Source organism: Streptomyces sp. NPDC058092, assembly GCF_042884935.1.
GTDB lineage: Bacteria > Actinomycetota > Actinomycetes > Streptomycetales > Streptomycetaceae > Streptomyces.
In genome coordinates, this window is sequence record NZ_JBHVSY010000032.1 from 19,307 (window position 1) to 34,205 (window position 14,899).

Annotated in this window: 13 protein-coding genes and 1 pseudogene; 5 read left to right on the top strand and 9 right to left on the bottom strand. The window is 70.8% G+C overall.

Features of this window, described 5'->3' with window-relative positions; all coding sequences use genetic code 11:
- The first annotated feature begins 275 nt into the window (after positions 1 to 275).
- Positions 276 to 1,514, top strand: a complete 1,239-nt coding sequence (locus tag ACFVV1_RS35650; protein ID WP_389998384.1) for a serine/threonine-protein kinase — start codon at positions 276 to 278, stop codon at positions 1,512 to 1,514.
- A 296-nt stretch (positions 1,515 to 1,810) separates the two neighbouring features.
- Here the strand turns inward: ACFVV1_RS35650 and ACFVV1_RS35655 are convergent, their stop codons facing one another.
- The gene (locus tag ACFVV1_RS35655; RefSeq protein ID WP_389998267.1) at positions 1,811 to 2,071 is read right to left on the bottom strand and encodes a hypothetical protein; all 261 of its coding nucleotides are present in this window, start codon (positions 2,069 to 2,071) and stop codon (positions 1,811 to 1,813) included.
- Between the two features lie 112 nt (positions 2,072 to 2,183).
- On the bottom strand, positions 2,184 to 2,612 hold the full coding sequence (locus tag ACFVV1_RS35660) for a helix-turn-helix domain-containing protein (protein ID WP_389998270.1): 429 nt from the start codon (positions 2,610 to 2,612) through the stop codon (positions 2,184 to 2,186).
- A 404-nt stretch (positions 2,613 to 3,016) separates the two neighbouring features.
- Between ACFVV1_RS35660 and ACFVV1_RS35665 the strand changes: the two are divergent.
- A pseudogene (locus ACFVV1_RS35665) lies at positions 3,017 to 3,614 on the top strand (DNA-binding response regulator).
- A 252-nt stretch (positions 3,615 to 3,866) separates the two neighbouring features.
- Positions 3,867 to 5,195, top strand: a complete 1,329-nt coding sequence (locus tag ACFVV1_RS35670; RefSeq protein WP_389998272.1) for a geranylgeranyl reductase family protein — start codon at positions 3,867 to 3,869, stop codon at positions 5,193 to 5,195.
- 33 nt (positions 5,196 to 5,228) lie between these two features.
- On the opposite strand, the gene ACFVV1_RS35675 is transcribed toward ACFVV1_RS35670, so the two are convergent.
- The gene (locus ACFVV1_RS35675) at positions 5,229 to 6,017 is read right to left on the bottom strand and encodes a LysR substrate-binding domain-containing protein (protein ID WP_389998274.1); all 789 of its coding nucleotides are present in this window, start codon (positions 6,015 to 6,017) and stop codon (positions 5,229 to 5,231) included.
- 58 nt (positions 6,018 to 6,075) lie between these two features.
- Here ACFVV1_RS35675 and ACFVV1_RS35680 point away from each other — a divergent pair, with 58 nt between their 5' ends.
- On the top strand, positions 6,076 to 6,495 hold the full coding sequence (locus ACFVV1_RS35680; RefSeq protein ID WP_389998275.1) for a DUF5997 family protein: 420 nt from the start codon (positions 6,076 to 6,078) through the stop codon (positions 6,493 to 6,495).
- 283 nt (positions 6,496 to 6,778) lie between these two features.
- Here the strand turns inward: ACFVV1_RS35680 and ACFVV1_RS35685 are convergent, their stop codons facing one another.
- The 6 genes from ACFVV1_RS35685 to ACFVV1_RS35710 form a co-directional block, all read right to left on the bottom strand.
- Complete coding sequence (locus ACFVV1_RS35685) at positions 6,779 to 7,933, bottom strand: glycosyltransferase family 4 protein (protein WP_389998278.1); 1,155 nt, start codon at positions 7,931 to 7,933, stop codon at positions 6,779 to 6,781.
- Between the two features lie 16 nt (positions 7,934 to 7,949).
- A complete protein-coding gene (locus ACFVV1_RS35690) occupies positions 7,950 to 8,759 on the bottom strand; it encodes an FkbM family methyltransferase (RefSeq protein ID WP_389998281.1) in 810 nt (269 codons plus the stop codon).
- 278 nt (positions 8,760 to 9,037) lie between these two features.
- Complete coding sequence (locus ACFVV1_RS35695) at positions 9,038 to 9,709, bottom strand: response regulator (protein ID WP_389998284.1); 672 nt, start codon at positions 9,707 to 9,709, stop codon at positions 9,038 to 9,040.
- A 176-nt stretch (positions 9,710 to 9,885) separates the two neighbouring features.
- Entirely contained in the window at positions 9,886 to 10,848 is a 963-nt protein-coding gene (locus tag ACFVV1_RS35700; protein WP_389998287.1) for an alpha/beta hydrolase, read from the bottom strand.
- Between the two features lie 206 nt (positions 10,849 to 11,054).
- Positions 11,055 to 12,932, bottom strand: a complete 1,878-nt coding sequence (locus ACFVV1_RS35705) for a transketolase (RefSeq protein ID WP_389998290.1) — start codon at positions 12,930 to 12,932, stop codon at positions 11,055 to 11,057.
- A gap of 212 nt (positions 12,933 to 13,144) precedes the next feature.
- Positions 13,145 to 13,915, bottom strand: coding sequence for a dienelactone hydrolase family protein (locus tag ACFVV1_RS35710; RefSeq protein WP_389998293.1), 771 nt, complete (start codon positions 13,913 to 13,915; stop codon positions 13,145 to 13,147).
- 273 nt (positions 13,916 to 14,188) lie between these two features.
- On the opposite strand from ACFVV1_RS35710, the gene ACFVV1_RS35715 reads away from it, so the two are divergent.
- Positions 14,189 to 14,587, top strand: coding sequence for a DUF6221 family protein (locus tag ACFVV1_RS35715; protein ID WP_389998296.1), 399 nt, complete (start codon positions 14,189 to 14,191; stop codon positions 14,585 to 14,587).
- Positions 14,588 to 14,899: the final 312 nt, after the last annotated feature.

Below are 14,899 nucleotides of genomic sequence, written 5' to 3' on the forward strand. Positions count from 1 at the left end.
CTCCCGAGGATCTTGTACGGGTTCGAGCGCCGCAACCATGGTGCGGAATCCCCGGCACCACCGCCCTGCGGAGCACCTGAGAGAAGCGGGATGGCCACGCGGCGTGCCATCGAGGTCCGGCGGCCCGATATCCTGATCATGCCGCGCGCTCCCACCCCGCCCCGACCCCCGTCGGGGCGCCGCCGTGGCAGTCGAACGGCCCACAATTCGAGATTGGTGCACAGGTGCTGGTAGCTGGTCGGTACCGCTTGACGTCCCCCATCGGCCGCGGCGGCATGGGTGAGGTGTGGCGGGCCTCCGACGAAGTGCTCGGCCGGGCGGTGGCCGTGAAGCTGCTGCTGGGCGACCACGCGGACGAGTCGGCGACGGCCCGGTTCCGCCTGGAGGCGCAGACGGCGGCCCGCCTGAGCCACCCTCATCTGGTGGCCGTGTTCGACTTCGGGTCCTGGGAGAACCGCTTCTTCCTCGTGATGGAGCTCGTCGAAGGCAGAAGCCTGGGCGATCTGCTCGCGGCCGAGGAGCGGCTCGGTGCCGAGCAGGTCGCCCGGATCGCCGGCCAGGCCGCCGCGGGGCTCGCCGCCGCCCATCGGCAGGGCATCGTGCACCGCGACATCAAGCCCGGGAACCTGATGCTGGACGCCGAAGGTTCCGTCAAGATCGGCGACTTCGGCATAGCCCAGTTCGTCGACGACCCTTCCGCCGCGCTGACCACCACGGGACAGATCGTCGGCACCAGTCTCTATCTCGCCCCGGAACGCGCCCTGGGCCGTACGGCCGGTGCGGCGTCCGACATGTACTCCCTCGGCTGTGTGATCTACCAACTCCTGCTGGGCGAGCCGCCGTTCCGCTCCGACACGGCCACAGCCACGCTCTATCAACATGTCGATACCGCGCCCGTGCCGCTCGGGCAGCGCGGCGTCGACCTGTCCCCGGCCTTCGACTCCTATCTGCTGGGGCTGCTGGCGAAGCAGCCCGAGGACCGGCCCACCGCCCAGCAGGTCGCCGACTGGTTCCAGAGCGACGCGTGGCGGGGACAGTCGGAGCCCCTGCCGATGTATGCCCCCGCCCCTCCTCCGTTGGCGCCGAGCTTTCCCCGTCCCCCGGCGTCCGCTGCCCCGTTCCGCTCGGCCCCGGCGCCTGCCTCCGCGCAGCAGGCCGAGGGCGCGAGGACGTATCGCGTGCCGCAGGCCGGTGGGCACAGGCGGCGTGCGGCGGAGCGGGCCGCGCCCACCGTGCGGCGCACCGGTGCCCGCGAGGCGATCAGGCGTCGGCCCAGAGTGGCGAGCGCCATCGCCGGTACGGTCGCCTTCCTCGCGGCCGTGTACCTGGGGATGAGCCTGTTCTCGCCGGATTCCAGCTCGGCCGGCACGCCGGACACCGGCTCCACCGCGACCACCGGACCCGATGCACCGGCGCCCGACCAGCCGGCGCAGGACAACGGGAACGATGAGGGCAACGGGGGCAGTGGGAACAGCGGGGGCGACGAAGGCGACGGGGGCGACGAACAGGACTGAGGTTCTCTCCGGTGCCGCCCGGCCCGACGACCGCACTGTCTCGGCCGTGGCACCATCGAGCGACCGTCAAGCCGCCGTCAGGACCAGTGGATTCGGCGTCAGCGGTTCGTCGACGGACGCCGACGGACTTCCCTGACATCGCTGCCATGGGACGACGCGACCTCCGAGCCGTGCCCGGCCCTCGCACCGCACGATGCGACCGCGTACGACCACGGCTGGGCCGGCGACCTGCGGTTCGCGGTCCGTTGTGCCGTGACGCTCCTCGGGCTGCTCCTGGCCGTCGACGCGACGGCCGGTCACCTCACCTGGTTGCGCTCCCTGTTGTGGACGGGCCTGGCCGCGCTGCTGTTCGTGGTGCTGGTGCCGCCCCGGGTCCGTGCGGGTGCGGGTGGCTCTCCTGCCGGGGTCTGGTGCGCGAACGGGTCGTGCGCACCCACCGGCTGGTGTCGGTCCGCTGGTCGGACGGTGTCTCCCAGCGTCTGGTGCTCGGTGACGCGGACGGCGGCCGCGTCGAGGTCGACCCCCAGGTGTTCGTCGCCGATCCGGCACTGTGGCACCGGCTGGACGAGGACGCACGCGGCTGCGTGAAACGCGGCACGCTGCGGTGCGGGGTGACGGCGCTGCGGCAGCTGTCCGACCGTATCGACCGCCGGGCCACGCGTACCCTGTTCACGATCTGCGCGTGTTCGGCCGCAAGTGGCGCGAGCCGGCGTTGGTACAGCGCCGCGGGCAGGGCCATCCAGCGGAGCATCGCGTGCAGGGTGCGCTCGACCACAACGGTCGCTCCCGGCCAGGCGCGCTCCTCGTCGGCCCGCCGACCGTCAGCAGATCGTCCAGCCTGCGGGCGAGCGGCAGCGGTGTCTTCCGGGTGCCGTGCTCCAACTTGCTGATGGCGGTGTGGTCGTAGCCGACGCGGGCGCCCACCCGGGCCTGGGTGAGCCCGGCGCGCCTGCGCCACTGACGTAACCGGGTTCCGAAGGCTCTCCACGCCTCTGCGGTACGGACATCCGGTGAAGGGCCCACACCCTCGGTCACCCGGAACCTCGTGGAGCCCCGCCGGATTTCCCACCCGTGCCACGCTCGTAGCTCATAGCTCATAGCTCATAGCTCATAGCCGGGAGGATAGCGAGCGCGTATGCGCGGTTTCCCCCGTGCGGCGGGAAGAGGGCGCCTTCCCGCGCCTCTCTCGCATCGCCCCGGCCGAATTACGTAACACTCTTGCCCAGTCGGCCGGTTGAGCCGACCGGAGTCGCATGAAGAGGCAACCCACCGGGCATATGACCGGTGACTGACAGGAGGTGGTGGCAATGGGCCGCATCAAGATCGTCCGGCGTCCGCAGCTGCCGTCGCGGCCGCCGCCACTCGATCTGCGAACCCCGTCCGGCCGCCCGCTGCCGTACTGAGCACGCCCCGCGACCGAGCGGCACCGCACTGATGGTCGCGGCGTACGGCCGAGTCCACGACCTCCTTCGCCACCCGGGACGGCAAGCAGATGACGGGGCCTGGTCCGCCTGCTCGCCGAGGAGGGACATGAAGTCCTCGCCGCGGTGGGTGACGGGACGGCCCTCGTCCGGGCAGTCGAGGCGGACCCACCGGACCTCGTCGCCGTCGACATCCGGATGCCTCCCACGCACACCGACGAGGGGCTGCGGGCCGCGCTGGAGATCCGTGAGCGCCGGCCCCTGGTCGGTGTGCTGGTGCTCTCCCAGCGCGTGGAGCGCAACCACGCGGTGCCGCTGCTGTCCGCGAATGCCGAGCGGGTCGGCCATCTGCTCAAGGACCGGGTCGCGCAGGTCGACGAGTTCCTGGACTCGCTGGAGCGGATTCACGCGGGCGGCGCGTCCGTCGACGCGGAAGTCGTACGGCAGTTGGTGGTCCGGACCACGCACAGCGACCCCTTGGGCAGGCTGACACCCCGGGAGCTCAGCGTCCTGCAGGAGCTGGCACAGGGCCGCACCAACGCGGCCATCGCCCAGCGCCTGCATCTCGCTCAGTTCGGTCGAGAAGAACCTCAACTCCGTCTTCGACAAGCTCGATCTGGCGCGGACCACCGGATACAGCAGACCAGTGCCGGCGGTCCTGCGCTACTTGGAGTCGTAGGCACGCGCGCGCCGGTCTCTTCGGACTCGACCGGTCGGCACGGAACGTCTGGGTCACGTCGGGTGCGTGGGTGAACTCGCGGACGACAGCTTCCGTGATCGAAGTTCCCTCACACAGTGGTTGACACCGCATCAGGGGGGTGCCGGACATCCGGGCCGGGTTCCGCACCGGCCCTCCTTGATCGATGATGATGCGCAGGGCTGCCGTCCTCGGTACGGCACCGCCCGTCCCAGGAACAGGAAGGGGTTCGCCATGCGGGAAACGACGCCGGACCAGTCCCCGTCGGACGACCGGTCCGTCCACGGCTCGGACGAGGAAGCCCAGGTGATCGTGGTGGGGGCGGGGCCGGCGGGCTCGGCCGCGGCCTTCCACCTCGCCAGGGCGGGCATCGATGTCCTGCTCCTGGAGAAGTCCCACTTTCCCCGGGAGAAGGTGTGTGGGGACGGCTTGACGCCACGAGCGGTGCACCAGCTCATCAGGATGGGCGTCGACATCAAGGCTCCGGGGTGGACGCGTTCGCGCGGGATGCGATGGGTGGCCGGGGACCATCAGGTGCACATCGACTGGCCCGCGCTCGGGCGGTATCCGGATTTCGGGCTCTCGCGCAGCCGACACGACTTCGACGACATCCTGGCCCGGCACGCCGTCGCCGCCGGAGCCCGGCTGCGCAGCGGCGTGAAGGTGACCCGGCCCCTGACCGACCGCGCCGGCCGTATCACCGGTGTCACCGCCACGACCTCGGCGAAGGAGCCGTTGGTCTTCCACGCACCGATCGTCATCGCCGCCGACGGAGCCTCCGCCCGCCTCGCTCTCGCCATGGGCCTGCAGCGGGACAGAAGCAGGCAGATCGCGACGGCCGCGCGCCGCTACTACCGAAGTCCGGAGCGTTCCCAGGAGGAGTACCTGGAGCTGTGGGCCGACCTCCGCTTCCCGGGCACTGATCACTACCTGCCCGGATACGGGTGGATCTTCCCCATGGGCGACGGCCGCGTCAATGTCGGTCTCGGTGCGCTGCCGCACCGCCGGCACGGAAAGGCGGACCTGCGCGCCACGTTGGACGAGTGGCTGGCGCGTACCCCGCACGCCTGGGGACTGCGCGAGGAGAACGCGGAAGGCCCTGTCCGGAGCGCGGCCCTTCCGCTGGGCTTCAACCGTCACCCCCTCTACACCCGGGGGCTCCTCCTCGTCGGCGACTCCGGAGGCATGATCAGCCCCTGGAACGGCGAGGGCATCGGCCAGGCCATGGAAGCCGGTGAAGTCGCGGCCGAGACCGCCGCGCTCTCCCTCGCTCTCCCCCGGGGGCCCCGGCGGGAGCAGGTGCTGCGCGGCTACCCCGTCGAGATGAACCGCCGCTGGGGGCGCTACTACCGTCTCGGGAACACGGCCGCCGACCTCGTCTTCAGCCGTTCGGGTTTCCAGCCGGTCCTCAACCGTTACGTCATGGGGTCGCCGTTTCTGCTCAACACCCTGGCCCGGCTGCTGACGAACCTCACGGACAAGCCCTCGCACGACCTGATCGACCATCTGCTCAACGGCGTCGTGCGTCTCGTCCCGGAACCGAAGGTGCGACGCAGGCGCTGACGGCCCTGACGGGACCACGCGGGTTGCCCGTGGCTACGACCGGCGGCGTGGCTTTCCGCGCTTGCCGCCGCCCTTGGCGACACCGCCGGAACCACTCCGCGGGCTCTTCCCGGACGCCTTGCCGGCTGTCTTCCCGGTGCTGGGCTTGCGCTGTGCGGTGCCCGTACCGGGGCGTTCGGTCTTCGATTCCTTCGGTTGCGCCGGGGACTTGGGGCGGCCCCGTGAACTGTTGACGGTCCGGCCCCGGACGATCCCGATGAAGTCCTCCACCAGGTCCGTGGTCTCGTCCTCCAGCCACGACAGCGCGACGCCCGACTCGGGGGCGTCCGACACCGGCCGGTACGTGAGGTCCTTGCGGTGGTGCAGGCGGGCGAGCGACTGCGGGACGACGAGGAGGCCCACTCCTGCCGCCACCAGCTCGATGGCGTCCGCCGTCGTGGCGGGCCGCTCGATCGCGGGCCGTCCCGGCCGGTGCTCCCAAACGAGGGTGTCGTCGAGCGGGTGGAGCACGATGTCATCGGCGAGGTCCTCGGCACAGACCTCGTCGACCGCCGCGACGACATGGTCCTTCGGCACCACCACGACCGTCGTCTCGGTGTAGAGGGGGATCGCGCTGAGGCCCGTCCGGTCGATCGGCAGCCGTACGAGACCGGCGTCGGCGCCACCGCCGCGCAGCACGTCGGACGCCTCGGCGGCGGACACCCCGATGAGGGTCAGGGGGACGCCGGGCAGCCGCTCGTTCCAGATCCGCACCCACTTGGTGGGCGTCACCCCCGGGACATACGCGAGCCGGAACGAAGGGGTTTCTTCCGAGCTTGTCACTCCGCCAGGTTACCGGCCCTGGTCAGAGGTAGCGCACATGCTCGATACCCTTGACACCATGACGTCGCAAAAGACCGCCCAGACAATGAAGCCCGCGACCGCGGCAAAGAAGCTGGGTGTGTACCTAGAGGCCACCCCCGCCGAGTTCCAGGAGGGTGTCGTCTCGCGCACCGAGCTGAACGCACTGCAGTCCGATCCGCCCGAGTGGCTGCAGGAACTGCGACGCAACGGCCCGCACCCCCGGCCGGTGGTAGCGGCGAAGCTGGGCGTCTCCATCTCGGGTCTCGCCCGTGGCGGAATCGCGGACGCCCTCACCACGGAGCAGATCGAAGCGCTGAAGACGGAAAACCCCGACTGGCTGCAGCAGGAGCGCACCACCCAGGCCGAGGTCCGGAAAGAAGCGGTGCGTATCAAGGAGAAGAAGGAGAAGGAGGAGGACGCAGCCCACGGCGATCAAGCCCGCGGATCGCGTTCCTGACTTCTGGCTTCCTGCCCCCGGCACCTCCGTCCCCGGCCCCGGCGCGCACGGGCCCGCGCTCAGGCGCCGGCGGGCCCCATCTCCCGAGAACGGCACGATCCCGGTGCCGAGCCCCGCAGGTCCGAGGACCGTGCTGCTCAGCAGCGGCTCGACGCCCCATCCCTACCAGCCCGACCCCTGCCACGACATCCGGCCGTCCGGCTTACGGGCGCCGTCATCGAGACGCAGCCCGGGCTCCCTCGAAGAGCGCTGCGGTACGCGGGGCCGTCGCCGTTCGCCGGGCCTACTCCTGCCCCGGCGTGACCGCCGGGATGTTCTCGGGGTTCAGCAGCTGTGTCAGATGGCGGGCCGAGGCGTCCCAGGACCAGGATTCCCGCGCCCAGACGCGGCCCGCGGCTCCCATCTCGGCGGCCAGGTCGGCGTCGAGAAGTATCCGGGTCAGCGCACCGGCTACCGCCGTGGTGTCGGTGCCGTCGACGACGCGGCCGGTCCGGCCGTCGAGCACCGTGTCCGGAGCACCGCCCGAGTCGCCGACGACCACCGGCAGACCGCTCGCCGCCGCCTCCAGGAACACGATCCCCAGCCCCTCCGCCTCCAGTCCCGCCTTCCGGGTGCGGCACGGCATCGCGAAGACGTCCGCCGCCGCGTAGTACGCCGGTGTCTCGGTGTGCGACTTCCCGCCCACGAAGCGGACCGCCCCCTCACCGTGGCGCAGCGCCAGCTTGCGCAGCCGTGCCTCGTCCGGGCCGCGTCCGACCACGACGAGCACCGCATCGGGCACCTCCCGGCGGATCAGCGGCAGAGCCCGGATCAGCATGTCCTGGCCCTTGCGCGGGACCAGCCGGGCCACACACAGAATCACCCGCTTGCCCTGCAGACCGAGCTCGGCCCGCAGCGCGGACCCGGCGTCCGCGTCGGGCCGGTACACCTCCGCGTCCACCCCCGGCACCAGGCGGCTCATCCGCGCGCGCGGACCGAGGGACGGCTCGATCCGGGCCCGTGTGTACTGGCCGAGATACGTGACGACATCCACGCCCTCACCGATGCGGCGCATCATCCGGCGTGCACCAGGCGTCCTGGCCCACCAGATCTCATGGCCGTGGGTGGTCGCCACCATGCGACGTATGCCACTGCGGCGCAGCGCCGGCGCCATCAGGGCGAGCGGCGCGGCGGCCCCGAACCAGACGCGGTCGCAGTCATGGGCCCTGGCTATCTCGACCGCCCTGCGGGTGACCCGCCCGGTCGGCAGCAGCATGCCGCTGGTGTCACGTACGACAGGAAACGGGAGCGCCGCATCGTAGGCGGCGTCACCGGGCTCGCGCGACGTGTAGACCACCACGTCGTCGTCCGGTATCCGCGTCGCCATCGCGTGTACGAAGGTCTCGATGCCTCCCTGACGCGGCGGGAAATCGTTGGTGATGACAAGGGTGGAGCCCATGAATGCGTTGGATCCTTCAGCTGGATGGGGTCGAGCGAGCCGTGAAGAGGTAGTTGCGGCAGTCGTCGGTCACGTCGGCCACACGTACCCAACTCCGGTTCTGCCAGCGGTACATGGCGTAGTCGAGCTCGGCGAGACGGCCGACGAGTACGGCCGCCTTCATGTCGTACTTCTCCAGGTGCCGGTCCTCGATCTCCAGCAGGAGGGCGGGCCGGTGGCGCAGCAACGTGCGCCGGGCGCCGGACAGCACGGCTGCCTCCGCCCCTTCGACATCGGCCTTGATGAAGTCGACCCGGTCCAGGCCCATGTGGTGGCAGAGTCCGTCCACCGTCCGCACCGGCGTGGTCACGGGGCGGGAGGTGGCGAATTCGACGTTGGGACCGGGTCCCGAGGCGCCGTCGGTGAGGTAGGCGCGGCCGTGGACGGGCAGCAGGCGGCGCCGAGGCAGGCTCATCGTTCCTTCGTGCGCGCGCTCGCCGAGTGCCATGCGGTGCACGGTGACGTTGTCGCAGCCCAGGGTGGCGGCCATGGTCCTGAGCCATTGCGCCGGGCCGTGCAGCGGTTCGACGCTGTGCACCCTCCCCGACGGTCCGGCCAGCGCGGACAGGCTCCAGGTGTAGAGGCCGTACTCGGCCCCGATGTCGAGGCAGACAGCACCCGGCCGCACCAACGGCCGCAGTCCCGCCACTTCGTCTTCCACGAAGTCCCAGCGCGGGGATGCCCAGCGCAACGCGAGCGCGACCGACAGCACGCGCAGCCCCGGCTGTGGGCGACCGCCGGACCGGGGGGCCGAGGGATCCGGCCGACGGGTCAACCTGCCGCTCATCAAACGCCTTTCAGCCTGCACGGGCGCACGGGTTCTGTTGCCGGAGCGACGCCACACGCGGTCGGCGTTCTATCGCATCATCGGATGCGGGGTGATCCCATCCTTCTTCAGGAGCAGATTGGCCCGCGCATCAGACCTGAGATGTACAACTCAGGTCTGGACCCGAAGGTCCGAAACCGTCATGAAGGAACACAGATCGGGGCTTCACGCCCCGGCTGGGCGAGCAGGCAATTCCTTCGGCTTCGGCGGGCACAACGGTCGTTGTCCCCCGAGGGACCTCAGTATCCGCCGGGGCGCACCAGGCCCGTCTCGTACGCGTGAATGGCTGCCTGGGTGCGGTCGCGCAGGCTCAGCTTGACCAGGATCCGGCTCACATGGGTCTTGACGGTCTGTTCCGCCACCACCAGCCGCTCGGCGATCTCCGCGTTCGACAGGCCCTGCGCGATCAGCGACAGGACCTCGGTCTCGCGCTCCGTGAGGTTGCCGCTGCGGCCCTTGACCGGGCTGCGCGGGACGTCGGCCATCCGGGAGAACTCGGCGATGAGACGCTTGGTGATGTTCGGGGCGAGCAGGGCCTCACCGGCCGCCACCACCCTTACCGCATGGGCGAGTTCGGCGGCGGAAGCGTCCTTCAGCAGAAACCCGGACGCCCCGGCGCGCAGCGCCTCGTAGACATACTCGTCGAGGTCGAACGTGGTCAGGACGAGGACCTTGGTGGTGTCGGCGGGTGACGCCATGATGCGGCGTGTCGCCTCGATGCCGCCGACCCCGGGCATCCTGATGTCCATCAGTACGACGTCGGGGGTCAGTTCGGCGACCTTGGCGACGGCGTCGATGCCGTCCACGGCCTGGCCGACGACCTCGATGCCGGGTTCGGCGTCGAGCAGCACCGTGAAGCCCTGACGGACCATCATCTGGTCGTCGGCGATCAGTACGCGGGTGGTCGTCACTGGTTGTCCTCGACAAGGTCGGCGGGTTCGGCGGGCAGCTGTGTGGGCAGCATCGCGATCACTTCGTATCCTCCGTCGGGGGTGGCGCCGAGGGCCGGCGTGCCACGCATCTGGGCGCCACCGTACGGGGGCCCGCGTCGGCGGCCCCCACCAGAGGTCCTCGCGCAGCCACCGGATCAGGCACGAGGGGCATCGGGGATCTGTCCCTCCACGATCCGGGCGATGTTCTTCAGGGGTACGGAACCGGGCTCGAGATAGTCGCTGTGGCCACCGGAGCCCGCGTCGAAGATCCGGGCGCCGAAGCCGTCGGACACCGGGTCCGTACCGAAACCTACGTCCGTGTACGGGAGTTGCAGGCGTACGTGCGGCACGTCGGCGATCCAGTCGTCGCCGCCCCGACCCGCCCACACGTCGGCCGGGGTGCGCAGGCCGGCCACGTCGTCGACTCCGACGCCGGGGCTGCCGTACAGGACGAGATCCGCGACCTGAAGTCCGGCCGCGGCCCGTGCGCAGACGACGGAACCGTAGGAGTGGCAGAGCAGGGAGGTCCGGGCAGCGGGTTTGATTCTTCTCAACTCCCCCAGGAATTCCCTTAGCTCTGGAGCGGCGTCATGGGCACGGCGTGAGGTTGCGGCGGCCAGGCTCACCGTGGCCGGGGTCTCGTAACCGAGCCAGGCGACGACGACGGCCCGGTCGCCCAGCTCCCTCCGCAGCGCCTGGGCGCCCCCCTTCAGGCGCCAGTAGTTGTCGACGCTCATGCCCGCGCCCGGGACCAGCACGGCGATCCGGTCGGCCCCGGACAGATCGCCGACCACCTCGACGGCGCGGCCTCCGTGGCGTCCGTCGAAGGAGAGGAGATGGCGCGCGGGGCCGCCCAGCACACGCAGCGCCTCGGCGCGCTTGTCGTCGCCGTGGTCGTCGGCCGTCCGCGCGGCCGCTCCGATGTCCGCGCGGGTCGCGGCGTACCGCTCGGCGAGGGCGCTCGGTGTGGCCGCGGGCAGCGGGCCCCGGACGGTCGGTGCGGGCGCCGGTACGTCGGCGGGCCTGACCGCACCCGATACCGGTACGGCCACCGACGCGACGACCAGTGCGGTGAGCAGGGCGCGGCACAGGCGTCTTCTGCGTGGGCGGGACGCCACAGGTGGTTCCTTCCGTACCGGATGTCATTCTCGATTCCGGTACGAAGTTATGGATCACACCTCGTAGTCGGCGTCCCGCCGGGGAGTGAACCTTGCGCGTAGTTCTGAAGTACGGGGGTAGGAGGCGGACTCGGTCAACCGCCGGCTCGCGCGCATCCGCGCCGGGCCCCGGTCGCAAAGACGCCCGGGCCCCGGATCAGCAGCGCTCAGCGGCCGACGAGGTCGTGGGCGGTTCGGACGATGTGGGTGCGTGAGATGCGGGCGGCATCGAGGAGTTCCGAGGTGGTTCCGGAACCCGGCAGATTGCGTACGGCGAGGTGGGCGAATGCGGGAGCGAGTCGCTGTGCCGCGAGTGCGGACAGCACGGCCTCCCCGATGCCGCCTTCGGGATGGTGGTCCTCGACGACGACCAGTGCGCCCGTTTCCCGGGCGGCGTGGGCGAGCATGTCGAGGTCCAGCGGCTTGACGGAGTACAGGTCGACCACCCGGGCGGGGATGCCGTCGGCGGCCAGCCGGTCGGCGGCTGCGAGGCATTCGTGGACGGTGACGCCGGCACCGATGAGAGTGACCCGGTCGCGGTCGCTCGCGCGCAGCCTCTTGGACCCGCCGACGGGAAACGTCTCGTCGGCGCCGTAGAGGACGGGGTAGGCGCCCCGGGTCGTGCGGAGGTAGGAAATGCCGTCCAGGTAGGCCATGGCGGCGGTCAGCGCGGCGGTGGATGTGGCGTCGCTGGGGTAGAGCACGGTGGAACCGTGGACGGCCCGCATCATGGCAAGGTCTTCCAGGCCCATCTGGGACGGGCCGTCCGCACCGATCTCGACACCGCAATGGGTTCCGCACAGGCTCATGGAGATCTGGGAGACGGCCGCCATGCGGATGAAGTCATGGGCTCGGGTGAAGAAGGCCGCGAAGGTGGTGGCGTACGGGCGGTAGCCGCGTACGGCCATACCGACGGCGTTGGCGATCATCTGCTGCTCGGCGATGTAGGTCTGGAAGTACCGCTCCGGGTGTGCCTTGCCGAAGTCCTCCGCGTGGGTGGAGTTGCCCACCTCGGCGTCCAGGGCCACGATGTCGGGCCTGGCGCCGATCGCGGCGAGCGCCTTGCCGAAGGCGACGCGGGTGGCGACGGATTCGCCGACCCGGAATTGCGGCAGCGTCACCTGCACGGGGGCGGCCGGGGCGGCGGAGGGGGCGGCGGGCGGCCGGTGGCCGCGAACGGTGAGGTGGCGTACGCCGCCCAGTTCGGTGATGGCGCGCGCGGCGAGGTCCTCGGGCAGCGCCTTGCCGTGCCAGCCCTCGGCGTCCGCGACCTCGGGGACGCCCTGGCCCTTGACGGTCCTGGCGACGACGACCGTGGGGGCCTGCCCGTCTCCGGCGACGGCCAGGGCCTGCTCGACGTCCGCGAGATCGTGGCCGTCGACGACGAGTGCGCGACAGCCGAAGGCTTCGGCCCGGCGGGCGTAGGCGCCGGTGTCCCAGCCCAGCTCCGTGGGCCCCCTCTGGCCGAGACGGTTCACGTCGATGATCGCGACAAAGTTGGCCAAGCGGTGGCGGCCCGCCTTGTCCAGGGCCTCCCACACCGACCCTTCGGTCATTTCGCTGTCGCCGCACAGCACCCACACCCGGTACGGCAGGTGTTCCAGGTCGCGTCCGGCGAGCGCGATGCCGACGCCGTACGCGATGCCCTGGCCCAGCGAACCGGTGGCCGCATCCACCCAGGGCAGGACCGGAGTCGGGTGACCCTGCAGACGAGCGCCGTTGCGGCGGTAGGTGGTCATCAGCTCCTCTTCGCCGATCGCACCGGCGGCGAGGAACATCGCGTACAGCAAGGGGGAGGCGTGGCCCTTGGAGAAGATCAGGTGATCGTTGGCCGGGTTCTTCGGGTTCTGCCAGTCGTAGCGCAGTTGGCGCGTCATGAGGACGGCCATCAGATCCGCGGCGGACAGGCTGGAGGTGGGGTGGCCCGAACCGACGGCGGTGCTGGCGCGGACGGAGTCCACGCGCAGCTGCTGAGCCAGCTGGAAGACCTGGTCGAGGCCGCTGTCCGGCCCGAGGGAGACAGTGTGGGTGTTCTGGGCCGTCATCGCGGCCTCCTCTCTCGTCCTGCCTTCTGATCCGGGCGTTCTGATCCGGGCGTTCGAAGGCCGCCGGCTCGCGGGCCGCGCGCAGGGACTGCGTGCGGCGTCTGCGGCCCCCTGCCGACCGTATGTCCATGGCGCGGGGGCCGCGATTCAGCGGGGGCCGGGAGCCGGCGACGGCCGGGAGCCGGCGGGGCGGGAGTCGGCGGGGCCGCGATTCACACGCGTGCCGGTCCGATGGTGCGGTCCAGGAGTGCGGTCAGCGCCGTCCAGTGGCGATCGTCCGCTGTGCTGTCGTACCTGACGGTGTCCGCCTGGGTGAAACCGTGCTGCGCCCCGGTGTAGACCTCACTGTGGTGGCGCACGCCCGATGCGGTGAGGGCCTCGGCGAGGCGGTCGATCTGCTCGGGGGGCATCGAAGGATCCTGGTCGGCGTGGCCGAAGTACAGCTCCGCGGTGATCCGGTCGGCGAGCAGGTGCGGACTGTCGGCGGAGTCGGTGGCCAGGTTCGCGCCATGGAAGCCGGCCGCGGCCGCGATCCGCTCCGGGTACGTGCCTGCGGTGCGCAGGGCGAGGCCGGCGCCCATGCAGTAGCCCGTAACACCGACCGGCCCGTCGGCGGCCATGGGGCAGTCGGCGAGCCAGTTCAGATAGGCGTCGGCATCGCGCATCGCCAGATCGGGTGTCAGTGACCGCAGGATCGGGCCGAGACGCTCGAAGATGTCCGGCCGTCGGGCCGGATCGATGAATTCGGGCAGCTCGACCACCGGCGCTCGCCCATGGCGGTAGAAAACGTTGGGGACCAGGACGGTGTAACCGGCTCCCGCAAGGCGGTCGGCCATCTTCTTCAGCTGGGGACGGAGTCCGAAGGCGTCCATGTAGAGCAGGACCGCGGGGTGCGGACTGCTGTCATCGGGATGGGCCAGGTAGGCGTCGACAGCGCCGTCCTGTGTGGAAATGTCCATGGATGTTCCGTGCACGGCGGACATGGGAGGTTCTCTTCTCTCGTCGGGCGCTCCTCCGTGCCCGGGGCAGGAGGTGTGCGGTTGCGGTCAGCGATCGTAGACGGTCGGTGATCGTTCGGGCGGCTGTCCGGCCGCGGCCGGGCACGCCGTCGGGGAGGTTGTGCCGGTCTTCCGACTCGGTATCGTCGTCCGGCAGCCCCGGTGGACGAGGCGTACGAGACGAACGAACAGCACTCGCGCGGACAGTAGGTGCAGTTCCCGGCAGGGAGCCAAGACGGTGAAGGACTCGCAATCCCGATGACAGACAACTCCGACATGATCGACTTTGTTCGGGCGCGCCTCGCCGAGGAGGAACAGATCGCACGAGCGGCGGGCGGAGAGAACTGGCGGTGCCCGGCCGACGTATCCGGCGAAGTCCACGACCGGTCCGGCGCCATCGCGTTCATCGTGCGCAATCGCGGGTTCGACCAGCACATCGCTCACCAGGACCCTGCGCGCACATCCCGCCGCATCGAGACGAGCAGGGTTCTCCTCAATGAGTACGCGGAGGTCGCCGACAGGGACACCGACCGCCCCGAGCACGACTTCTCATCCGGCCGTGCCGTCGGACTCGGCTTCGCCGTCCGGCAGATGGCCGCAGAGCACGCCGGCCACCCCGACTACCGGGCCAAGTGGCTGCCGCGGTTCATCCAGTAGCGTCCGACGCCTGCCGCCGCGTCTCCCCCGTCGTGGAAGTGCCCCGGTTCTCGGCACCGGGCCGTCGCAGGTGTCGCCTTCCGGCATCCGCCCGCCACAGCGATATGAGCATGTCCGGAGGCATCGAACCCTCTGTTCGGATGTCACCCTGGCGGTTCGTGCCGGCGTTCGGCACAGTCGGTCGCCGCGTCCGGGCAGGAGCCGCGGCAGCGACTGCCGCGGGCGTTCCGGGGCGCCGCCGTCTGGCGGGCGGCGCCCCGACCGGGGCCCTGTACGACTCCTTCGTCCCCGCTCGGCCGCACCGCGGCTCTT